Raw genomic sequence first — 22,100 nt, forward strand, 5'->3', positions numbered from 1 at the left:
AATTAGGGCTTCCACTATCCTGCCATCCTCATAAATCGTTACCTATAATTTTCAAAATCTTTCGGCTGGTAGAGAAAAAACGTGAAGAATCGCACTCTTGGCAGTGTTTTTATCGTGGCGGGCACCACCATTGGCGCCGGGATGCTGGCGATGCCGCTGGCGGCGGCCGGCGTCGGTTTCGGCGTCACGCTGGCCTTACTGGTCGGGCTGTGGCTGTTGATGTGTTACACCGCGCTGTTACTGGTGGAGGTTTACCAGCATGAGCAGGCGGATACCGGTCTGGGCACGCTTGCCAAACGTTATCTCGGCGGCGGCGGCCAGTGGCTGACCAGCTTTAGCATGATGTTCCTGATGTATGCCCTCACCGCCGCCTACATTAGCGGCGCCGGCGAACTGCTCGCCACCAGCATCAGCCAATGGACATCGCAGGACTTCCCGGTGTCGCTCGGCGTCCTGCTGTTCACCCTGGTGGCCGGCGGCGTGGTGTGCATCGGCACCCACTCGGTCGACTTGTTCAACCGCATCCTGTTCAGCGCGAAAGTGGTGTTTCTGGTGGTGATGCTCGGCCTGATGTTGCCGAATATCCACCAGACCAATCTGATGACGTTGCCGCTGGAGCAAGGCCTGGCGTTATCGGCCATTCCGGTGATCTTCACCTCATTCGGCTTCCACGGCAGCGTGCCGAGCATCGTCAACTACATGGGCGGCAACATTCGCAAACTGCGTTGGGTGTTCATCATCGGCAGCGCCATCCCGCTGATCGCCTATATCTTCTGGCAGCTGGCAACGCTGGGCAGTATCAGCTCCGACACCTTCGTCGGCATTCTGGCGCAGCAGGCCGGGCTGAATGGCCTGTTGCAGGCGGTGCGTGATGCAGTAGCTTCGCCGCACGTTGAACTGGCGGTGCACCTGTTCGCCGATCTGGCGCTGGCGACCTCGTTCCTCGGCGTTGCGCTTGGGCTGTTCGATTTCCTGGCTGACCTGTTCAAGCGGCAAGATAACGTGCGTGGCCGCCTGCAAACCGGCGCCATCACCTTCCTGCCGCCGCTGGCCTTCGCGCTGTTCTATCCGCGCGGTTTCGTGCTGGCGTTGGGTTTCGCCGCCATCGCCCTGTCGGTGCTGGCGCTGCTGCTGCCTTCGCTGCTGGTGTGGAAAACTCGCCAAAAGCATCAGGCACAATATCGCGTCTGGGGCGGCACCCCTGCGCTGGCGCTGGTGTTTGTCTGTGGGGTAACGGTGATCGCCATCCAACTGGGCATCGCCAGCGGCATGCTGCCGGCGGTCGGGTAAGCGACGAAAGACAAAGAATGATAAAGAGAAAGGGGCCGCAATGGCCCCTTTTTGCTGAGCGTCAGAAGCTCAGACCGACACCGACATAAGGGCCATCGGCCAGGGTGTTGTCGCGACGCCCGTCTTTGCCTTCCATCTGCATGTAACGGTAGCCCACGTCCACGCTCAGCGGACGGAACTTCCAGCGCAGGCCGCCGCTGGCTTCGTTATAGGCCTTCACGCCGCTGGTGAAAGACTCAGGGGCAAAGTAACCTTCGCCGTGCAGGCTGAAGTAACGGTTAATTTCCCACTCCAGGCCGCCGCCCAGCGCCACCGCCCCGCCGCTCTTCCCGTCTTTCGGGCTGAGGTACAGCGCTTTGGCGCCCACGGTCGCCGTCAACGGCCCCAGCGGCACGCCGAAGTTCAACCCCACGCTGCCGACGTTGCCGTCGTGGTCGCTGCGCGCCCAGTTGCCGGTCAGGCCCAGACCTGAAGAGCCGGTACTCATGCCAACGCCCAGGTTGGTGTAGTGTTGCCCGGCTTCGCCCGACACGCTGATGGCGTTCGCCGCGCCGGTCACAAACAGCAATCCTGCCGCGCACGCGACCCAAGTCTTTTTCATCATCTTTCCCTCTGGTTTGTCATCCGTACCGAATGATCGAATCAACGCAAAATAATAACGTCATGAGTCTATACCAAAGCGCAATGAGTATTTAAGGGATAAAAGCGAAAAAATTCTTCAATAATCAAATAAATGTAAAAATTTGCAAACAAAAATCCATATTCGTCAAGGCGATGCCAACGATAACCGAGACCTATTTGCCGTCGCTCGCCAATAGGGCTACAACTAGTAGTGGCTTTGACCAAGGTCAGGGGAAGAAGCCCCGCCAAAGGACTATGCTGATGAACGCTTAAACCGCCCGAGTCTTTACTTAACTGCACTACGATAAGGAGCAAGTGATGAGCAAGAAAGGACTGACCACCGCAGCCGGCGCCCCGGTTGTCGATAACAATAACGTGATCACCGCGGGCAAACGCGGCCCGATGCTGTTGCAGGACGTGTGGTTCCTGGAAAAACTGGCCCACTTCGACCGCGAGGTCATCCCCGAGCGCCGCATGCACGCCAAAGGATCCGGCGCCTACGGCACCTTTACCGTCACCCATGACATCACCCGCTACACGCGCGCCAAGATCTTCTCCGAAATCGGTAAGCAGACCGACATGTTTATCCGCTTCTCCACCGTCGCCGGTGAGCGCGGCGCGGCCGACGCCGAACGCGACATTCGCGGTTTTGCCATGAAGTTCTATACCGAAGAAGGCAACTGGGATTTGGTGGGCAACGATACGCCGGTGTTCTATCTGCGCGATCCGCTGAAATTCCCCGATCTCAATCACGTGGTGAAACGCGATCCGCATACCAACCTGCGTAATCCGGTGTACAAGTGGGATTTCTTCTCCCACCTGCCGGAGTCGCTGCACCAGCTGACCATCGACTTCAGCGATCGCGGCATTCCGAAATCCTACCGTCACATGCACGGTTTCGGCAGCCACACCTTCAGCTTTATCAATGCCGCCAACGAACGTTTCTGGGTGAAATTCCACTTCCGCTGCGAGCAAGGCATTGAAAACCTGATGGATGAAGAGGCGGAAGCGATCATCGCCAAGGATCGCGAAAGCTCACAGCGCGATCTGTTCGACGCGATCAAACGCGGCGACTTCCCGCGCTGGAAGCTGCAAATTCAGATCATGCCGGAACACGAAGCCTCGCAGACGCCATACAACCCGTTCGATCTGACCAAGGTGTGGCCGCACGGCGACTACCCGCTGATCGACGTCGGCTATTTCGAGCTGAACCGCAACCCCGACAACTACTTCTCAGAGGTTGAGCAGGTGGCGATGAACCCCGCCAACGTGGTGCCGGGCATCAGTTTCTCGCCGGATAAAATGCTGCAGGGCCGCCTGTTCTCCTATGGCGATGCGCACCGTTACCGCCTGGGCGTCAACCACCACCAGATCCCGGTGAACGGCGCCAAATGCCCGTTCCACAACTACCATCGCGACGGCGCGATGCGCGTGGACGGCAACAGCGGCAACGGCGCCACCTACGAACCGAACAGCTTCGGCCTGTTCCAGGAGCAGCCGGACTTCAGCGAGCCGCCGCTGAGCATTGAGGGCGCGGCCGACCACTGGAATCATCGTGAAGACGACGATTACTACAGCCAGCCGCGCGCGCTGTTCAACCTGCTGAGCGCCGAAGAGCACCAGCGCATGTTCACCCGCATCGCCGGCGAACTGTCGCAGGTACCGGAACACATCCAGCGCCGTCAGGTCGAGCTGTTCACCAAGGTGCACCCGGACTACGGCGCCGGCGTCGCCAAGGCGTTGGGACTGAAATAACCCGCCGTCATCATTCGCTCAGCCGCCCTTTCGGGCGGCTTTTTTTATGCCTGACGCAGGCGCTCCGCCACCCACGCCTGCAACCGGCGGCGCGAAATCTTGATGCCGCCGTTTTTCAGCTCGTCAGGCAGCGGAAGCAATGCCGTCGGGCGTTGGAAATTGGCGAGCTTATCCTGCGACCAGGCGAGCAGCGTCGCCAGCGACAGCGACGGATCGCCGTCGATCACCGCCACCGGCCGCTGACCGAATTCGGCGTCCGCCACCGGCACCACAAACGCCTGCGTGATCTGCGGATGCGCCGCCAGCACGCGTTCGATATCTTCCGGCTGCACCCCTTCGCCGCCGCTGAAAAACAGGTTGTCCAGCCGGCCGAGAATTCGCAGTTCCCCCTCGATCATCGCGCCGCGATCGCGGGTCGGGAACCAGCCCTGCTCATCGGCCAATGGTTGCAGATGGCCATGACGCCAGTAGCCAAGCGCCAGGCTGTCGGCGCGGATCCAGACCTCTTCATCCACCAGTTTTACCTCGCGGCCGCCGAGCGGCAGGCCGACGCCCGCCCGCGCATCGGCGCGCTTGGCGCACACCGTGGAGGCCAGTTCGGTCAGCCCGTAGCCGCACCAACAACGGATCCCCGCCGCCTCCGCCCGCTCGGTCAGCTCCACCGGGATCATCGCGCCGCCGAGCAGCACCGCCTTCAGCGTCATGTCCGCCAGCGGTTGCGCCAGCAGCCGCCACAGCTGGGTCGGCACCAACGAGGCATGCGTGCATCCCGCCAACGCCTCGTTCAGCGGGTGCATCTCGCGCACCGCCAACCGGGCGCCCGCCGCCAGCCAGCGCCAGACAATGCCCTGTCCGGAGACGTGAAACAGCGGCAATGACAGCAGCCAGCAATCCTCGCGCTGAAACGCCATCAGCTCCAACACCCCGGCGGCGCTGGCCAGATGGTTGGCATAGCTGTGCGCGGCCGCTTTCGGCATGCCGCTGGAACCGGAGGTCAACGTCAGCGTCGCCAGACGCTGCGCATCCCACGTCGGCAGGTCTGGCCAACGCGGCTCGGTCGACGGCGGGGTCAATCGAATCACGTCTTCCGGCAGCGCCGGCAACGAGTCCGGGCCGAAGACAAAGGTCATATCCAATTCCGGCAACAGCTGCGCCAGCAGCGGCGTCGGCAAGGCGGGATTGAGCGGCAACAGGCGTGCGCCGCACTGCAACAGCGCCAGATAGGCCAGCAGCAGTGGATAGCTGTTTTTACCACACAGCGCCACACCGCAGCCCGGTTCAACGCCCTGATGCTGGAAATCCGCCGCCAGCTCATCCACCTGGCTCTGCAACGCCAGCCAGCTCAGCGGTTGTTCACCGAGCATCAGCGCCGTCGCCTGCGGCTGAGTGCGCGCCCAGTGTCGCCACGGCCAATCGTTCAACGGCGCCATAGGCACTCCAGCGCCGAGACATCCAGCAGCGGCAACGCGCTGCCCGGCCACGGGCGCAGCACCTGCGCCTGCATCAACCCCAGCGTGTCCAGGCCCGGCACGGTATCCGGCGTCAGCCAATGGGCGATGCGCGCCAGCTGGGTCAACCCCAGGCTGGATTCGAGGCTGGAGCTGATCACCGCCGTCAGGCCCGCCGCGTGCGCCTGCGCCACCAGCGTCTGGCAACGCGCCAGGCTGCCGACCAGCGTCGGCTTGATCACGATGGCCGCCACGCCCGGCTCGGCCTGCACCACAAAGTCCGCCTCCCGCACGCTCTCATCCCAGGCGATGGCGATACCGGTCGCCCGGGCGAAGTCGCGCGATTCATCACGGGTCTTGCAGGGCTCTTCCAGGAAGGCGATGCGATCGCGCCACGCCGGGTTAACGTACCTGGCGAAGCCGTCGGCCTTGGCGCGGGTCCAGCTGCGGTTGGCGTCCAGCCGCAGCCGCAGATCCGGCAGTGCCTCCAGCAACACGTTGACGATCATGCCGTCCCGCACCGCCTCATACAGCCCCACCTTCACCTTGGCGACTTTCTCGCCCGGCAAAGCGCTCAATGTCTCGAACAGCTCATCCGGATCGCCGGTGCACAGCGGCGCCTTGCGAAAATCCGCCTGCATCGGCAAACGCTGCTCCAGCTCGGCCTGCGCACAGCTGAGCCCAAAGGCCACCGAGGGCAGCGCGCTGTGCTCCGGTTCGTTGCCCGCCAACCACGCCTGCAGCCAGCCCAACGCGGCCTGTTCGGCCTGCGCCGGCGTTTCCCGGCTGAATTCCGGCAGCGGCGCGATCTCGCCCCAACCTTCACGCTCGCCCTGACACAGCTGCACCACCCATCCGTCACGCGTTTTCAACCGTTGATTGCGCAGCACCACGCCCGCCTCCATCGGCAGGCTGTAACGGTATAGCGCCGCGCTGCGGTTTGCCCCGCTCATTACGGGTTACGCTTGAATTTGCTGAAGTCCGGTTGGCGCTTCTCGTTGAACGCGTTGCGCCCTTCCTGCCCTTCGTCGGTCATGTAGAACAGCATGGTGGCGTTGCCCGCCAGCTCCTGCAAACCGGCCTGGCCGTCGCAGTCGGCATTCAGCGCCGCCTTCAGGCAGCGCAGCGCCATCGGGCTGTTCTGCAGCATTTCGCGGCACCAGCGCACCGTCTCTTTTTCCAGATCGGCCAGCGGCACGACGGTATTGACCAGGCCCATGTCCAGCGCGGCGGCGGCGTCGTACTGGCGGCACAGGAACCAGATTTCGCGCGCCTTCTTCTGGCCGACGATGCGCGCCATGTAAGACGCGCCCCAGCCGCCGTCGAACGAGCCCACTTTCGGGCCGGTCTGACCGAAGATGGCGTTATCCGCCGCGATGGTCAGATCGCACATCATGTGCAGCACGTGGCCGCCGCCGATCGAATAGCCGGCCACCATCGCCACCACCGGCTTCGGGCAGGTGCGGATCTGGCGCTGGAAGTCCAGCACGTTGAGGTGATGTACGCCGCTGTCGTCGCGATAGCCGCCGTAGTCGCCGCGCACTTTCTGATCGCCGCCGGAGCAGAAGGCCTTATCGCCGGCGCCGGTCAGAATAATGACGCCGATGCCGTCGTCGTAACGGGCGTTGGCCAGCGCGTCGATCATCTCTTTGACCGTTTGCGGACGAAACGCGTTGCGCACCTGCGGCCGGTTGATGGTGATTTTGGCGATGCCGTCGGCGGACTTGTGATACAGAATGTCTTCGAAATCGCCGGTGCAATCCTGCCAGGCGATGGCGGCATACAGGTGTTCTTCATTCGGATAAAGCATGTTCGGTTCCTTTAACCAGGGTTAACGAGAAAGGTCTGCAGCTCGGCGACGAAATCCTGCGGATTGGCCAGATGCGCGTTGTGGCCGGCCTGCGGCACGATGCACAACGGCAACCCGGCGTCGCGCGCCAGCCGTTGAAATTTGGGGTCGTTCTCACCGCACAGCACCCGCAGCGGCACGGTCAGTTGGCGCAGCTGCGGCGCCAGATAAGGCTGTCTGCCGAGCGAGGTGGCTTCGAGCATGTCGGCAATCGCCGGGCCGCTGTTGACCGAACGCGCGGCGATCAGCGCCTGGCGGTGCACATGGCTAAGCTCTTTGAACACCGGTTGCTGATACCAGTCCGCCAGGACTTCGGCAATCGGCTCACTGCGAAAACGCGCCGCCCATCGCGCATCCTGCTCGCAACGATCGCGGCGCTGTTGTTCGTCCTCAAGCCCCGGGTTGCCGCCCTCGACGATCACGCCTTGCAGGCCGTCATGGCGGCCGTGGCAAGCGTGATACATGGCGATGCGCCCGCCGAGCGAGTAGCCCACCAACCAATAACGTTCAATATTGCGCAGTTGCAGGGTCGCGGCGATTTGCGCGCTGATGTCGTCGAAGCCGCGGCAGCTCACCGCCACGGAATCGCCGTGGCCGGGCAGATCGATGGCCAGCGACGGCCATTCCGGGCAACGCGCGGCGATCACCCGCCATTCATTGTTGTTGCCCAGCAGGCCGTGCAGCCATACCAGCCACGGACGCCCCGCTTCGCCCTGTTGCAAAATTCGCGTCGCCAGCATCATTGCACCGCCATCTGTTGTACCAGGAATTGCAGACTCTCGGCCCCTGCGCTCGGCGACACCTGCAGTTCTATCAGCGTGGCGCCGCCGCGCCGCCAGCCTTGCTCAACCGCCTGTTGCAGTTGGCGCCAGTTTTCCGGCCGCGCGTAGTCAAGCTGGAACATCGCCGCCGCGTGGCTGAACTCGACGTTCTGCGGCATGCAGTAAAAGCGTTGGCGCTCCTCGTCCGGCGTCGGCAACAGCGAGAAAATTTGGCCGCCGTTGTTATTGACGACGATCAGCACCGTCGGCGCCGAACAGTGGCGCAACAACGCCAGCGCATTGAGGTCATACAACGCGGAAAGGTCGCCCACCATCGCCAACGTCGGCCTGGCGGTGGCGCGCTGTACGCCGGCGGCGGTGGAAATCAGACCGTCGATGCCGCTGGCGCCGCGGTTGCTGAATACCGGGTAAGCGACAGGCAGCGTGGTTAACGCGTCGATCAGTCGCACCACCAGGCTGTTGCCGAGAAACAGCTGGCCGTTCTCCGGCAGCAGTTCCGGCAGGCGGTGCGCCAGCTGCGCTTCGCCAAAGTTATCGTGCAGATGCGTGGACGCCGCCGTCAGCGCCTTATCCGCCAAGACCGCCAGCCCGGCGGCCCACGGCGCGCGCGGTTGCGCCGGATGCTGCGCCAACCACTGCGCCACCCCGGCACGCAGACGCCGCCCCCGGTGCTGGGCCGGATCGAGCCGCCCCGGCAGCTCGTCGATGACCCAATACTCTTCCGGCCGACACTGCGCCTGCCACTGCAGCAAGCGTTTACCGGTCAGACTGCCGCCGAACTGCACCACCAGCTGCGCGTCTTGCAACACGCGCTGCGCCTGCGGATGAGCGAGCCATAAATCGGCGCAGGGCAGCGGTTGCCCGGTCTGCGACAGCACATCGCCGATCAGCGGCCAGCCCAGCGTCTCGGCCCAGTCGGCCACCTGTGCGCCCTCTTCCGCGCTCATGCGGCCAGCCAGCACCACGCCGCGTTTTTGCCGCCAGAAGAACCAGTCCGGCTGCGGCACTGGCGCCGCACGCGTCTCGCTTTCCTGCAGCCAAGGCCGATCGCTCTGCCACCAGTCGCCCAGCGCGGCGGACCAATCGGCATACTGACGTTCATCGCCGCCGTACAGCGGTTCGGCGAACGGGCAGTTAATATGCAACGCGCCGTGCTGCAGGCGCGCCATCGCGCTGTCGACGCTGGAGGCCAGCCACGCGGCCGGAATATCCGGCGTAGGACGCGGCAGATCGATCGCCAACGTCGGGTGGCTGCTGTAGAGGCCGTTTTGACGGATCGCCTGATTGGCGCCGCAGTCGATCAGTTCCGGCGGCCGATCGGCGGTGAGAAACACCAGCCGCTCACCGGTCAGGCCGGCCTCGATTAAAGCCGGGTAAAGGTTCGCCGCCGCGGTACCGGACGTGACAATCACCGCTACCGGCTCACGCGCCGCCTTCGCCAGCCCAAGCGCCAAATGGCCAAGCCCGCGTTCATCAAAGTGGGTATGACAGATAAAAGATCGGTTGGCCGCAGCGGCCAGCGTCAACGGCGTGGAGCGCGATCCCGGAGCGATACAAACATGCCGCACCCCATGGCGGGCCAGCGCCTCGAGCAGCACAGCCGCCCACCGGCGATTAAAAACACTTGTCGACATAGTTCGCTCACAAGTCAGTTAGCAGAGATCGTCCCCGGCGCAGCCGACGGACGCCGCGCCTGTAGTTACGCTCTGTATTATATGAGGTGTTATTTTCACGGCTTTTGCGCCAGCGCAAAAACGCCGTATATCCCTGGGTGTTTACACCAGATAATTATTTGATTTAGAACAAAAAACAAACAATAAATACACAAACACTTTACACCTGCGGCGACATGGCCTCAATTCGTCCGCACAAAAAACAGGGGAATAGCGCCCCGCCTGCGGCGGCTAGCGGAAAGTATAGGCGGGATATGGAAGAACTATCGGAGAAACAGCGGGATGAAGCACACAGTCTGCAGAAAAGAACGAGGCGGCTTGCGCCGCCCCTGGGGCGTGATTTATTTGCGGGCCAGCAGCAGCCCCAGCACCAGCCCGACGGTGGCGCCGATGCCCACGCTGTGCCAGGGTTTATCCCGCACATAGTCGTCGGTGCGGTGCACCGCTTCTTTGGCGCGGGCATAGTAGGATTCGCCGGTGTTCACCCAGCGCGCCTTGACCTCACTCAGCGCCTGCTCGGCGTGCGACTTGATGTCGATGTAGGCCTGATCCGCGCGATCGCCGCTGTATTGCAACACTTCTTCCAGCGTTTCGGTCAGCATTCTCAGATCGTCATCCAGCGTAGTTTGCTCAGCATCCGTATGTCTTGCCATCGTGAGATCTCCGTGGTTGAAAAATTAAGCGTTCCTACACTATAGACAACGATCGTCACCTGCGGCCATCGGACTTTTACCCTAAAACACTAATTGCACCTTGGCGGCCTGGCGCTTGTCACCGGCAAACTCCAGCGCCTGCGCCAGTTGGTCCCCGGCGAACTCCGCCGACAGCAGCGGCAGCGGATCGACCACATCGCCGGCCAGCCAGGCCACCGCCAGCGCGAATTCCTCCACGAAGCGGAAGGAGCCGAGCAGATTCAACTCCTTGGCGATCAACAGCATCAGCGGGAAATCAGGGAAGCTGCCGCCCATCCCGACCTGCACGACGGTGCCCTTGGCGCGCGTGACTTCCAGGCAGCGCTGCAGCGACGTCGGATGCCCTGCTGCCTCGAAAGCAATGTCGAAATAGCCTTTGTGTTGCTGATATACGCTGAAATCGTCGTCTGCGGCATGCAGACAGCGGTCCGCCCCCATCTGGCCGGCGAGCGCCAGACAGCGCGGGCTGAGATCGGCGCAGACGATCTCGGCGGCGCCCAGCGCTTTCAGCGCCGCCACCAGCAAACAACCGATCGGGCCGACGCCGGACACGAAAACCGTTTTACCCTTCACCGCGCCGGGCTGTTTTGCCGCGTGGATCGCCACCGCCAGCGGTTCGGCGAATACCATCACCCTGTCGTCGCGATCGGCGGCGTAAGGAATGCACTGCGCGCTATCCACCACCTTGTATTGGGTGAAAGCGCCGTCGACGTGCGGGAAATACATCGCGCTGCCGAAAAAGCGCATCTCGACGCACTGATTGCTTTGCTGCGCCAGACAATATTTGCACTGCCCGCAGGGTTTGCTGGGATTGAGCGCCACCTTCTGCCCGATCGCCAGCTGCGGTGAATCGCTGGCGACCACCTCGCCGATCGCCTCGTGGCCCAGCACCATCGGCTGGCGTACCTGAAAATTGCCGACCTTCCCTTCCTGAAAGTAATGCAGATCCGAGCCGCAGATGCCGCCGCGGCGGATTTTCACCAGCGTGCCCTGTCCCTGATAATTCACTTCTTGCGCGATCACCGCCACGTCTCGTTTGCCGTTGACCATGCAGGACTGGGTTTGAATTTTCATCTCAACACTCCACGAAAGAGGGATTACACCGCGGCGGACATGCCGCCATCGACAAACAGCAGCTGCCCGTTGACGAAGCTGGAAGCGTCGGCGGCCAGGAACACCGCCGCGCCGATCAGCTCCTGCGGATCCCCCCAACGCGCGGCGGGCGTGCGCTGGGTCAGCCAGGCGGTAAAGGCCGGGTCGTCGGCCAACGCCTGCGTCATCTCGGTTTTGAAATAGCCGGGGGCAATGCCGTTGACCTGAATGTTGTAACGCGCCAACTCCACGCACATGCCGCGCGTCAGCATTTTCACCGCCCCTTTGGACGCCGCGTAAGGGGTGATGGTGTCCCGCCCCAGCTCGCTTTGCATCGAGCCGATATTGACTATCTTGCCGCGCCGGCGCGGCACCATGTAACGGGCCACGGTCTGCGACACGATGAAGACCGCCTTCTGGTTGACGGCGATGATGTCGTCCCAGTCTTGCTCCGGGAACTCGGTGAAGGGATGACGGCGCTGGATGCCGGCGTTGTTGATCAACACGTCTATCGCGCCGATGTCCGTTTCGATACGGCCGATGGCGGCATGCACCGCCTGAGAGTCGGTGACGTCGAACGCCGCCGCGTCGGCGCGCAGCCCCTCTTCGCGCAGGCGATCGGCAGCGTGCCGGGCATGTTCTTCGGTGGTGGCATTGACCAGAATATGCGCGCCTTGCTGCGCCAGGCCACGCGCCAGCAGAAAACCGATGCCGCGCGAGGCGCCGGTGATCAAGACGGTTTTGTTATCCAGAGAAAACAGGTTGTTCATGGTAATTCCCGGCCTTCAGGCCTCCAATCGGGCAGGCCTCTATCTCAGCCGATTGTTACCGGTAAAAACGTGATGGAAATCACTGAAAATAATGTTACGAAACCCTGTTACCCTTAACGTGAACTCACGCAGACAGCAAGAGAACAAAGCCAATCTATCCAATTGAAAAATAGCCACTTTCAATAAAATCGCATGCGTTGTTATCACCAAATCGATTTGTTAACATACCGCTATCCACCCTTGCCGCGCCGCCCGTTAAGGCTACCGAATGAAACCCCCCCGCGTAACGCTACAGGACATCGCGCAATTGGCCGGCGTGACCAAAATGACCGTCAGCCGTTTTCTGCGCACGCCGGACAAAGTGGCGGCCGACACCGCTGAACGCATTGCGCAGGTCATGCGGGAGCTGAACATCACTGACGCCGATACCGCACAGGCCGGCAGAAAACCGCGCATCGGCGTGTTGATCCCCTCTTTCAATAACCAGATTTTCGCCGATCTGCTGGCCGGCATCGAATCCGTCACCCAGGCGCGGGGTTATCAAACGCTGGTGGTGAACTACGATTACAGCCCGCAGCGGGAAGAAGAGCAGATTGCACAGCTGCTGGCTTATCCAATCGCCGGGCTAATCCTCACCGATTCGGCGCACACCTTGCGCGCTGAGACCTATCTCGCCGCCGCGAAAATTCCCATCGCGCAGGTGATGGATCTCGACGCGCCGCCGGGGCGGATCGCGGTGGGATTTGACAATGAACAGGCGGGGTATGACATGACCGCCGCGCTGCTGGCCAGCGGCAAACGCCATATCGTTTACTTTGGCGCCATGTCCGACGCCCGCGACATTAAACGTTACCAGGGTTACTGCCGCGCCATGGCGGCTCAGGGGCAAACGCCGCGCCAGATCACGCCGCATCGGGTCTCATCGGTTTCGATCGGCGCCGACATGCTGGCAATGGCGCGCGAACGCTACCCGCAGTTGGACGGTATCCTGTGCACCAACGACGATTTGGCGGTAGGCGTGTTGCAGGCCTGCCTGCGTCTCGGCGTGCGCGTGCCGCAGGAGGTTGCGCTATCGGGTTTTCACGGTCTGGATATCGGCCAGGCGACCACGCCGGGCATCGCCAGCGTGATCACGCCGCGCTTTGAGATGGGTAAGGCCGCCAGTGAACTGTTGCTGCAGCGGATCGCGGGCGAGCCCTGCGCCGAGCGTCTCGATCTGCACTACCGCCTCTCACTCGGCGGCACCGTTTGAGCCGGCATGCCGGCTGACCGGCTGTGCGGCGCGGGCTTTTTCGCTGCGCGCCGCCCACCACAGCCCGCTGTTTTTCATCGCATAGCCGAATAGCAGGCCCACCAGCAAAGAGAGCGTCACCAGCGGCCAGTCGCCGCCGCCGGCGAAGGTCGCACAGGCGCCGATAAAGGTGCCGGGCACGAACCCCAGCCATTGCTGTTTGGCCTGTATGCACATCAAGAACGCCACGGCGCCGGTCAGCAGATACCCCAGCAAATTCCATTGCGGCGCCAGTTCGCTGCCGTGGATGATGACCATTGCCCAGAAAACGCCGCTGCAGCAGGTCAACGCGCCGATCAACAGCCCTTTCAGGCCGCCCTGCGGGCAGGCGAAATAGGCCGTGCAGCCGAGAAAACCGGCCCAACCGATCAGGCCCAGACTGACGGCAACCCATCCCCAAACGCCGGACAGGATCCCGGTGGTGACGGCAATGGCGAAAAGAACGTTCATAAAGTGACCTGCAGCAAAAAGAAAGCGCGCAGTTTACCCGAAAACAGGCCAATTTATGCGATACAAATCACATCATAAATGTAATTAAAGAATCATTAATTATAAAAAATAGATATTAATCACAAAATAATTAGCAAGGGAACCCCACCCGGGACGTTTTCCATGCCAGCAACAGGCACACTGCGCTGCTGCTCAAGAACAGCAAATGGGTCGCCTGCTGCAGATCGACGCGATCGACCACCACGCCCAGCAAGATCGGCACCCAGTTGGCGATATAAGCGATAACGTAAAACAGAGAAAGCAAACGCGCATGGCTGGTCGGCGGCGAAATCAAGTTCACCAGGGTCGCGCTGCCGACGAAAATGGCGCCGTAAGCATAGCCGGCCACCACCAGCCCCACCGCCGCCAGCCCCAGAGAATGCCACTGGATCGCCATGGCGAACACCACTGCCGCCAGCACCTGCGCCAGGCAACCGAACAACAGCGAATGACGGGCGTTAACGCGGCGGCTCAGGATCTGGCTGATGCCGGCGATCAGCAGATACACCGCAATCGCATAGCCAAAGACGCCACGCTGGTGCATGCCTAACAGCGTTTCCGCCACGCCGGGGCCGATTGCCAAAATACTGGCGGCCAGCGCCCAACAGACAAACAGCGCGCCGGCGCACACAAAGAATTTACCGCCGGTAGCGCGCAGGCCATCGAGCAGCGTGCTTTTTTCCTGTTCGGCCGGCACAGCGCGGGCCGGCGACGCAACCTGGCCACGCGGCCACAGCAGCATGACGCCCAACGCCGCCATGGCGGCAATGGCCATGATGAAAACGAACGGCAGCGTCGTAGGATGAAAACCGGTCTGCAAAGCGATGCCGCTGAAGATCGGCCCCAGCGCTAATCCGGTGGTGAATGACAGCGTTGCGATTAACGCCGCGCTTTTACCGCCGTCGCGCGGCCCAAACCGCACCAACGCGATGTTCGCCGCGCCGGTCAGCGCCCCGGTGCCTACCCCGGCCAGCAGCCGCGCCATCAGCATCATGGCAAAGGTATCAGCCAGCGCGAACAGCAGCGCGCCGCTCAACACCACCAGCAACGCCGGCACGATCATGCTGCGTAAATCCTTTACTTTGCCGGCCAGATTGCCGACGCCGAACAAAGAGATCAGCACGCCGGCGGCATAGGCGCCGTAGATGACGGTCAGACTGACCGAGCTTAGCGCAAGCTGCTGCTGATACAGCGGATAAAGCGGCGTCGGCGCGCTGCTGTTCAGCAATGCCGACATCAAAGCCAGCGCCAGGAACAGTAAAATGGCCGTGCGCGACGCCTGTGCGTTTGCTGGCGCCGCGTCCTGGATGGCGGTATTTTCTGACATGCTTCCACTCCCAAAGTCGGCAGGCGGCGGCCTGCCATCGTCGTCTTTCCTCACCCGGTCTGCCGGGAACGGCGCTTATCATAGCGTTACGACGACGGGCGAAGTATCGTCAAGAATGAATCACCCTGATGCATTCTTGCATCACCGGAGAAATAACCGCCGATGTGCGTGCCGTTGACCGTCTTTCTCTCCCTCCAGGCGGAACAACGCTTTATGATAGATACCGGTATCGTTCGCCCGGCCCGCACTGCTCCCCTGGCGCCGACAAATCTGCAGAGAGGAAATGGCATGATGAATTGGGATGACGCGCGCTTCTTTCTGGCCGTCGCACGCTGCGGCACGTTACGTAAAGCCGCCAACCAGCTGCAGGTTGATCAAGCGACCGTCGGCCGACGTCTCACCGCCCTGGAAAACTCGCTGGGTTCGAAATTATTTATCCGCACGCCAAAATCCTTCTCCCTCAGCCCGCTGGGCGAATCCATGCTGGCGGACATGATGAAGATGGAAAATGCCGTGCAGGCGATCGCTCGCAAAGCCGCCGGCGGCGACGAAAGTCTGTGCGGCAACGTGCGCATCGCCACCACCGATACCCTGGCCGAAGCCTTCGTGATACCGGCGCTGCAAGATCTGCGGCAACGCTATCCGGCCATCACCGTCACGCTGTTGACGGCGCTGAACATCACCGATATCGCTTACCACAGCGCGGATCTGGCGATCCGCGGCGCGCGCCCCGATGACGATGAGCTGATCATCAAACGCTTAGCCACTATCGAAATGGGCCTGTACGCCAGCCCGCACTATCTGGCGCAACGCGGCATGCCGGTCAAAGGCGAGCAGCTGCGCGGCCACGATCTGCTGATGTTCCCGCGCGAACTGGTGCCGCGCCACTGGAGCAATTTCGGCGGCGAGACCCTGTTCGAGCCCAACGCCGTGCTGCAATGCAATTCGCAGCTGTTGTTACGTTCGGCCACCCGCAGCGGGCTGGGCATCGGGCTGCTCTTGTCGTGCCTGGCCGACCACGACCCGGAACTGGTGCGCCTCTTTCCCGAGAGCAAAGACTGGGTGGATATCTGGCTGGTGCTGCACCCCGATTTGCAACGCGCCGCTCGCGTGCGCGCGGTGGTGCAGGCGCTGGAAACGTCGTTTAGCGCCCATTACGGCTGAGTGCCGTTTCTCCATAAAAAAAGGCCGCCGAAGCGACCTTTTTACCGTCTGAAGCGTTATCAGAACGTCGGCTGAGCCATCTGCACCAGCGAAATCAGCGGCTGAGGATAAACCCCCAACAGCAGCACCAGCGCGGCTGAGATCAGCACCACGACGCCACCGGCAGTCAACGCCCAGTTGTTCGGGGTGTCGCGCTGCAGCGATTCCGGCGCGCTGAGGAACAGACTGACGGTCACGCGCAGGTAGTAATACAGGCCGATGGCGCTGCCTACCACGACTGCGCCGGTCAGCCACCACAGGTGCGCGCTGACGCCCATCGCGATCACGAAGAACTTACCGATAAAGCCCAGCGTCATCGGGATACCGGCCAGCGACAGCATCATCACCGTCATTACCGCGGACAAGATTGGCTTGTGCCAGAACAGACCACGGTAAGAGAACAGCGAATCCGCATCCGGGCCGCGGTATGGGCTGGACATCAGGCTGACCACGCCGAAGGCGCCCAGGCTGCTGAACAGGTAACCGGCCAGATAAACGCCGGCGGTTTCCAGCGACAGTTGATGGGTTTGCACCGCAATCAGCGCCACCAGCAGGTAGCCCAGATGAGCGATCGACGAGTAGCCCAGCAGACGCTTGATGTTGGTCTGGCTGATGGCCATCAGGTTACCGAACAAGATGGAGCAGAACGCGATGATCGACAACACCATGCGCAGCGCTTCGTTGTCGGCGGCCGGGGCATACAGGAACAGACGCATCACGACCGCAAAGATCGCGATCTTGCTGGCGGTCGCCAGGAAGGTCGAGACCGGCGCAGGCGCGCCCTGATAAACGTCCGGCGTCCACAGTTGGAACGGCACCAGCGACAGCTTGAAGCCCAGACCGACGATCATCATGCCCATGCCGGCCAGGATCAGCGGCTGGTGCATCATGTTTTCCTGCAGGCTCTTGCCGAGGCCGGCCAGCGACAGATCGCCGGATTCGGCGTACAGCAGCGCCATGCCGAACAGCAGGAACGACGACGCGGCGGCGGACAGCAGCATGTACTTGATGGCGGCTTCCAGCGGGCGCTTCTGGCGGTAGGCGTAGCCCACCAGGCCGAACAGCGGCAGCGAGATCAGCTCGATACCGATGAACAGCGAAGCCAGATGGTTGGCGCTCGCCAGCAGGATGCCGCCCATGGCGGCGATCAGCACCAGCAGGTAGAACTCTTCGCGGTTATCCGGATAGCCGACCAGCCACGGATACGCGAAGGTGCAGGTCGCCAGACTCGCCAGCAGCACCAGCCCGGTGTAGAACATCGAGTAGCCGTCAACCCGCAGCAGCGGGGTGACGTCCATTGGGCCTGCCTGGCCGACAAAGTACAGCGAAAGCAGCGCCAGGTTGAGACCGATCACGGTCAGGGTGGCGTTGATAAAGTGGTCGCGTCGCCACGCAATGCCTAGCATCACAACCACCACCGTCAATCCGACGATCAACAGCGGCAGCAGTGCGATCAGTTGTTGAGGAGTTATTGTCATGGCGAATTACGGCCTTGTTGTTGAAATTGCTGAAACTGACGAACCAAACCAGTGTTGCACGTTGCTCATCGCCGCGTTGGAAGTATCCAGAATCGGCTGCGGGTAAACCCCCAGCAGAACCAGCAACACCACCAGCAGCAGAATGATGAACAGTTCGCGCGCGGTCATGCCCTGCAGCGGCTGGTCGGATTTAGGCGCACCGTAGTAAGCGCGCTGCATCATGATCAGCGAGTAAACCGAAGCGAACACCAGACCGAAGGTGGAGATCACGGTGATCACCGGCACCACCTGGTAGCTGCCGAACAGAATCATGAATTCGCCGACGAAGTTACCGGTACCCGGCATCCCCAGCGTAGCCACGGCGAAGAACAGCGACAGTGCAGGGATGAACTTGATACGCCCCCACAGGCCGCCCATCTGGCGCATGTCGCGCGTATGCAGACGTTCATACAGCTGGCCGCAGATGATAAACATACCGGCGGCGGACAGACCGTGCGCGATCATCTGGATCACGGCGCCCTGGTAAGCCAGCTGGCTGCCGGTGTAGATGGCGATCAGCACGAAGCCCATGTGCGATACCGAGGTGTAGGCGATAAGACGCTTGATGTCGGTCTGCGCGAACGCCATCCAGGCGCCGTAGAAGATGCCGACCACGCCCAGCCACATGGCGATTGGCGCAAACTCGTGCGAAGCCTCAGGGAACAGCGGCAGGCTGAAACGCAACAGGCCATAGGCCGCGGTTTTCAGCAAGATGCCCGCCAGGTCGACGGAACCTGCGGTCGGCGCCTGGCTGTGCGCGTCCGGCAACCAGCCGTGCAGCGGCACCACCGGCATTTTCACCGCGAAGGCGATGAAGAAGCCCAGCATCAGCAGATATTGCACGTTGTGGGACATCGGCGTTTGCAGCAGGTCTTCGTAATCGAAGGTCCACACGCCGGTGGCGTTGTAGTGCACGAACACCAGGCCCAGGATCGCAATCAGCATCACCAGACCGCTGGCCTGGGTGTAGATGAAGAACTTGGTCGCCGCGGTGATGCGGGTTTTACCGTCCGATGCCTTGTGACCCCACAGCGCGATCAGGAAGTACATCGGCACCAACATCATTTCCCAGAAGAAGAAGAACAGGAACATGTCGATGGCGAGGAACACGCCGATAACGCCGCCCAGGATCCACAGCAGGTTGAGGTGGAAGAAGCCCTGATACTTCTGGATTTCACGCCAGGAACAGAGGATCGCCAGCACGCCCAGCAGACCGGTCAACACCACCATCAGCAGCGACAGACCGTCCAGCGCCAGGTGGATGGAGATGCCGAAGCGCGGGATCCACGGCAGCAGGAATTCGCTCTGCCACTGCGGAATGCCTTTCGGCGTGGTCAATGTATAGCCGCCCTGCATCCACAGCTGCAGAGAGAGCGCCAACGTCAGCCCCATTGCGATCAGCGCTATCCAGCGCGGCACCTTAGTACCGAAGCGCTCAAGCTGCCAGCACAGCAGACCGCCGATAAAGGGGATAAGAATTAGCCAAGGTAATAGCATGGCGTTTTGTGTCCCTTATACGAATAATTTCAAACTTTGTACGTAGCGCCTGCCCGGCGCTACGCCCGAAAAATGCGTCTGTTTAAATTATTCAATTAAACCAAAATCAACAGAGCCAATACGACCACTGCACCCACACCCATAGACGCTATATACCAACGCACCTGACCGTTCTCGCTCACCGTCAGACCGCGGTTCCCCCAGCGGGAGAAGACGGCCGGCAGATTCATCAGCGAGTTCAGCGGATCGCGTTGCAGCAGCTTCGCAATGCCCAGGTACGGCTTGACGAACACTTTGTCATACAGCCAGTCGAAGCCCCAGGCATGGAACCACCAGGTCGAGAAGAAACGACCCGGCGCGCTGTTGGCGATGCTGTTGACCAGGCTGCGTTTGCCCAGCCACAGCGCGGCCGCCAGCAGAATGCCGACGATAGCCACCACGCCGGAGGTGATTTCAAGCCGCAGCACGCTGCCGTGCGCCAGCTCGGTGGTCTCCGGCAGCACGCCCTGCAATGGCGGCACGATCATCGCGCCGACGAAGGTGGACAGCACCAGCAGAACCAGCAGTGGCAAGTGGTGAGTGATGCCTTTACCGGCATGCGCTTTGATTTTCTCTTCGCCATGGAACACGATGAAAATCATACGGAAGGTGTACAGCGAGGTCATGAACGCACCGACCAGGCCGGCAACCATCAGGTTGATGTGGCCGTTGGCCATCGCGCCCGCCAGGATCTCGTCCTTACTGAAGAAGCCGGCCGTGACCAGCGGCAACGCAGACAGCGCCGCGCCGCCCACCAGGAAGCAGACGTACACCAGCGGGATGCTCTTGCGCAGACCGCCCATCTTGAAGATGTTTTGCTCGTGGTGGCAAGCCAGGATCACCGAACCGGACGACAGGAACAGCAGCGCCTTGAAGAACGCGTGGGTCATCAGGTGGAAGATCGCCGCGTCCCATGCCTGCACGCCCAGCGCCAGGAACATGTAACCGATCTGGCTCATGGTGGAGTAAGCGAGCACGCGCTTGATGTCGGTCTGCACCAGCGCGGCGAAGCCGGCCAGCAGCAGAGTGACCGCACCGACGATGCCCACCAGGTGCAGCACTTCCGGCGCCATCAGGAACAGGCCGTGCGTGCGGGCGATCAGATAGACGCCCGCGGTCACCATGGTCGCCGCGTGGATCAGTGCGGAAACCGGGGTTGGGCCCGCCATCGCGTCCGCCAACCAGGTTTGCAACGGCAGCTGCGCCGATTTGCCGACCGCGCCGCCCAGCAGCATCAGGGTCGCCCAGGTGATGGCTGTGTCGCCCACCGCCAGTTTTTGCGGCGCCAGGATCATCAGCTCGCGGATGTTCAGCGTGCCCAGCTCGTTGTAGAGGGTGAACAGCGCGAACGCCAGGAACACGTCGCCCACGCGGGTCACGATAAAGGCTTTCATCGCCGCCGCGCCGTTGGCCGGATCTTTGTAGTAGAAACCGATCAACAGGTAGCTGCACAGGCCCACGCCTTCCCAACCCAGGTACATCAACAGCAGGTTGTCCGCCAGCACCAATACCACCATGCTGGCGATAAACAGGTTGGTGTAAGCGAAGAAGCGCGAATAGCCCTCTTCACCGCGCATGTACCAGGAAGCGAACATGTGGATGAAGAAGCCGACGCCGGTGACCACCGACAGCATGGTCAGCGACAGGCCGTCCAGCACCAGGGTCACGCCGATATTGAAGTTGCCGACGGCCATCCAGGTCCACAGGCTTTGCTCGAACAGCTGCACGCCGGCGGCTTTCTGGGCGAAGAAATCCATCGCCACATAGACCGTGACCAGCGCAGCCAGGCCGATAGAACCCACGCCGACGGTGGCCGCCGTGTTTTCAGACCAACGACCGCGGGAAAATGCCAACAGCAGGAACCCGATCAGCGGTAGCAGAATTGTTAAATATAATAGGTTCATCCGCGCATCTCACTGACAGTATCAATATTCAGGGTATGACGACGACGGTAGAGCTGCAGCAGCAGCGCCAGGCCGATACTGGCCTCGGCTGCCGCCAGGCTGATCGCCAGGATGTACATCACCTGTCCGTCCGCCTGGCCCCAGTAGCTTCCCGCCACGATAAACGCCAACGCCGCAGCGTTGATCATCACTTCCAGGCTGATCAGCATAAACAGCAGGTTGCGGCGCACCAGCAGCCCGGTCAGCCCGAGCACAAACAGGATAGCCGCCAGGATCAGGCCATGTTGAAGAGGGATCATGCTTGCTCCTCCGATTTTCTTCTCGCCATTTCGCCACTCGCCGGCGCGTTGCTCAGCACCTCGCCAGGCTTGTGCTCGCGGCCGATATGGAAGGCGACAACCAGACCCGCCAACAGCAGCATTGAAGCCAGCTCAACCGCCAGTACGTAAGGCCCGAACAGGCTGATGCCCACCGCCTTCGCGTCGACCATCTCACCGCTGATACCCTGATCGGATACGCTGCGGATCGCGACGATCAATACCACCAGCAGCGCCAGCGACAGCAGGCCAGGCCCGATCCACACCGTCGGCTTCATCCAGTCGCGCTCTTGCTGCTGCACGTTGCCGAGGTTCAGCATCATCACCACGAACACGAACAGCACCATGATGGCGCCCGCATAAACGATGATTTCCAACGCGGCGGCAAAGTAGGCGCCGAGAGAGAAGAAGACTGCCGAGATCGCCAATAACGAGACGATCAGATACAGCAGCGCATGCACAGGGTTGGTATGGGTGATCACGCGAATCGTCGCGGCCACCGCAATCAAACCTGCCAGATAAAATGCAATTTCCATGCTTGCTG

20 protein-coding genes are annotated in these 22,100 nt (G+C 61.7%); 4 read left to right on the forward strand and 16 right to left on the reverse strand.

Annotated elements, in window-relative coordinates; translation table 11 throughout:
- Window positions 1-81 precede the first annotated feature (81 nt).
- Window positions 82-1,290, forward strand: a complete 1,209-nt coding sequence (gene tyrP, locus ACUTQY_RS04455; RefSeq protein WP_004935940.1) for a tyrosine transporter TyrP — start codon at window positions 82-84, stop codon at window positions 1,288-1,290.
- A gap of 61 nt (window positions 1,291-1,351) precedes the next feature.
- Here the strand turns inward: tyrP and ACUTQY_RS04460 are convergent, their stop codons facing one another.
- Window positions 1,352-1,891, reverse strand: coding sequence for a YfaZ family outer membrane protein (locus tag ACUTQY_RS04460; protein ID WP_033643844.1), 540 nt, complete (start codon window positions 1,889-1,891; stop codon window positions 1,352-1,354).
- Window positions 1,892-2,229: 338 nt separating this feature from the next.
- Here ACUTQY_RS04460 and katA point away from each other — a divergent pair, with 338 nt between their 5' ends.
- Window positions 2,230-3,666 carry a catalase KatA gene (katA, locus tag ACUTQY_RS04465; RefSeq protein ID WP_025303647.1) on the forward strand — a complete coding sequence of 479 codons (1,437 nt, stop codon included), beginning with the start codon at window positions 2,230-2,232 and terminating at the stop codon, window positions 3,664-3,666.
- A 44-nt stretch (window positions 3,667-3,710) separates the two neighbouring features.
- On the opposite strand, the gene menE is transcribed toward katA, so the two are convergent.
- From menE to idnO, 8 genes are all read right to left on the reverse strand, one after another.
- Window positions 3,711-5,096 (reverse strand): o-succinylbenzoate--CoA ligase, encoded by a 1,386-nt coding sequence (gene menE, locus ACUTQY_RS04470; RefSeq protein ID WP_046687540.1) that lies wholly within the window; start codon window positions 5,094-5,096, stop codon window positions 3,711-3,713.
- Complete coding sequence (gene menC / locus ACUTQY_RS04475) at window positions 5,084-6,067, reverse strand: o-succinylbenzoate synthase (RefSeq protein ID WP_033643847.1); 984 nt, start codon at window positions 6,065-6,067, stop codon at window positions 5,084-5,086. Before menC ends, menE begins: the two co-directional genes overlap by 13 nt.
- The gene (menB, locus tag ACUTQY_RS04480; RefSeq protein ID WP_033639797.1) at window positions 6,067-6,924 is read right to left on the reverse strand and encodes a 1,4-dihydroxy-2-naphthoyl-CoA synthase; all 858 of its coding nucleotides are present in this window, start codon (window positions 6,922-6,924) and stop codon (window positions 6,067-6,069) included. Before menB ends, menC begins: the two co-directional genes overlap by 1 nt.
- Window positions 6,925-6,935: 11 nt before the next feature.
- Window positions 6,936-7,706 (reverse strand): 2-succinyl-6-hydroxy-2,4-cyclohexadiene-1-carboxylate synthase, encoded by a 771-nt coding sequence (menH, locus tag ACUTQY_RS04485; protein WP_046687541.1) that lies wholly within the window; start codon window positions 7,704-7,706, stop codon window positions 6,936-6,938.
- The gene (menD, locus tag ACUTQY_RS04490) at window positions 7,703-9,379 is read right to left on the reverse strand and encodes a 2-succinyl-5-enolpyruvyl-6-hydroxy-3-cyclohexene-1-carboxylic-acid synthase (protein ID WP_046687542.1); all 1,677 of its coding nucleotides are present in this window, start codon (window positions 9,377-9,379) and stop codon (window positions 7,703-7,705) included. Before menD ends, menH begins: the two co-directional genes overlap by 4 nt.
- Window positions 9,380-9,759: 380 nt before the next feature.
- The gene (gene elaB, locus ACUTQY_RS04495) at window positions 9,760-10,071 is read right to left on the reverse strand and encodes a stress response protein ElaB (RefSeq protein WP_033643850.1); all 312 of its coding nucleotides are present in this window, start codon (window positions 10,069-10,071) and stop codon (window positions 9,760-9,762) included.
- Between the two features lie 81 nt (window positions 10,072-10,152).
- Complete coding sequence (gene idnD, locus ACUTQY_RS04500; protein WP_033643851.1) at window positions 10,153-11,184, reverse strand: L-idonate 5-dehydrogenase; 1,032 nt, start codon at window positions 11,182-11,184, stop codon at window positions 10,153-10,155.
- A 23-nt stretch (window positions 11,185-11,207) separates the two neighbouring features.
- Window positions 11,208-11,972: a gluconate 5-dehydrogenase gene (idnO, locus tag ACUTQY_RS04505; RefSeq protein WP_033643852.1), complete on the reverse strand. Its 765-nt coding sequence runs from the start codon at window positions 11,970-11,972 to the stop codon at window positions 11,208-11,210.
- A 268-nt stretch (window positions 11,973-12,240) separates the two neighbouring features.
- Here idnO and ACUTQY_RS04510 point away from each other — a divergent pair, with 268 nt between their 5' ends.
- Complete coding sequence (locus ACUTQY_RS04510) at window positions 12,241-13,224, forward strand: LacI family DNA-binding transcriptional regulator (protein WP_046687543.1); 984 nt, start codon at window positions 12,241-12,243, stop codon at window positions 13,222-13,224.
- On the opposite strand, the gene ACUTQY_RS04515 is transcribed toward ACUTQY_RS04510, so the two are convergent.
- Complete coding sequence (locus ACUTQY_RS04515) at window positions 13,204-13,713, reverse strand: DUF1097 domain-containing protein (RefSeq protein ID WP_033643854.1); 510 nt, start codon at window positions 13,711-13,713, stop codon at window positions 13,204-13,206. The two genes, ACUTQY_RS04510 and ACUTQY_RS04515, sit on opposite strands and share 21 nt — an antisense overlap.
- Before the next feature lie 130 nt (window positions 13,714-13,843).
- On the reverse strand, window positions 13,844-15,079 hold the full coding sequence (locus ACUTQY_RS04520; protein WP_042785096.1) for an MFS transporter: 1,236 nt from the start codon (window positions 15,077-15,079) through the stop codon (window positions 13,844-13,846).
- 288 nt (window positions 15,080-15,367) lie between these two features.
- Between ACUTQY_RS04520 and ACUTQY_RS04525 the strand changes: the two genes are divergently transcribed.
- Window positions 15,368-16,243 (forward strand): LysR family transcriptional regulator, encoded by an 876-nt coding sequence (locus tag ACUTQY_RS04525; protein WP_046687544.1) that lies wholly within the window; start codon window positions 15,368-15,370, stop codon window positions 16,241-16,243.
- A 59-nt stretch (window positions 16,244-16,302) separates the two neighbouring features.
- Here ACUTQY_RS04525 and nuoN read toward each other — a convergent pair whose 3' ends face one another.
- From nuoN to nuoJ, 5 genes are all read right to left on the reverse strand, one after another.
- A complete protein-coding gene (gene nuoN, locus ACUTQY_RS04530) occupies window positions 16,303-17,760 on the reverse strand; it encodes an NADH-quinone oxidoreductase subunit NuoN (protein WP_033635324.1) in 1,458 nt (485 codons plus the stop codon).
- 6 nt (window positions 17,761-17,766) lie between these two features.
- Complete coding sequence (gene nuoM, locus ACUTQY_RS04535) at window positions 17,767-19,296, reverse strand: NADH-quinone oxidoreductase subunit M (protein WP_004936002.1); 1,530 nt, start codon at window positions 19,294-19,296, stop codon at window positions 17,767-17,769.
- A 95-nt stretch (window positions 19,297-19,391) separates the two neighbouring features.
- Complete coding sequence (gene nuoL, locus ACUTQY_RS04540; protein WP_046687545.1) at window positions 19,392-21,239, reverse strand: NADH-quinone oxidoreductase subunit L; 1,848 nt, start codon at window positions 21,237-21,239, stop codon at window positions 19,392-19,394.
- Window positions 21,236-21,538: an NADH-quinone oxidoreductase subunit NuoK gene (nuoK, locus tag ACUTQY_RS04545; protein WP_004936014.1), complete on the reverse strand. Its 303-nt coding sequence runs from the start codon at window positions 21,536-21,538 to the stop codon at window positions 21,236-21,238. The genes nuoL and nuoK overlap by 4 nt, the downstream gene beginning before the upstream one ends.
- A complete protein-coding gene (nuoJ, locus tag ACUTQY_RS04550; RefSeq protein WP_019453717.1) occupies window positions 21,535-22,092 on the reverse strand; it encodes an NADH-quinone oxidoreductase subunit J in 558 nt (185 codons plus the stop codon). Before nuoJ ends, nuoK begins: the two co-directional genes overlap by 4 nt.
- Between the last annotated feature and the right edge of the window lie 8 nt (window positions 22,093-22,100).

Source organism: Serratia sp. TSA_130.1 (assembly GCF_052691795.1).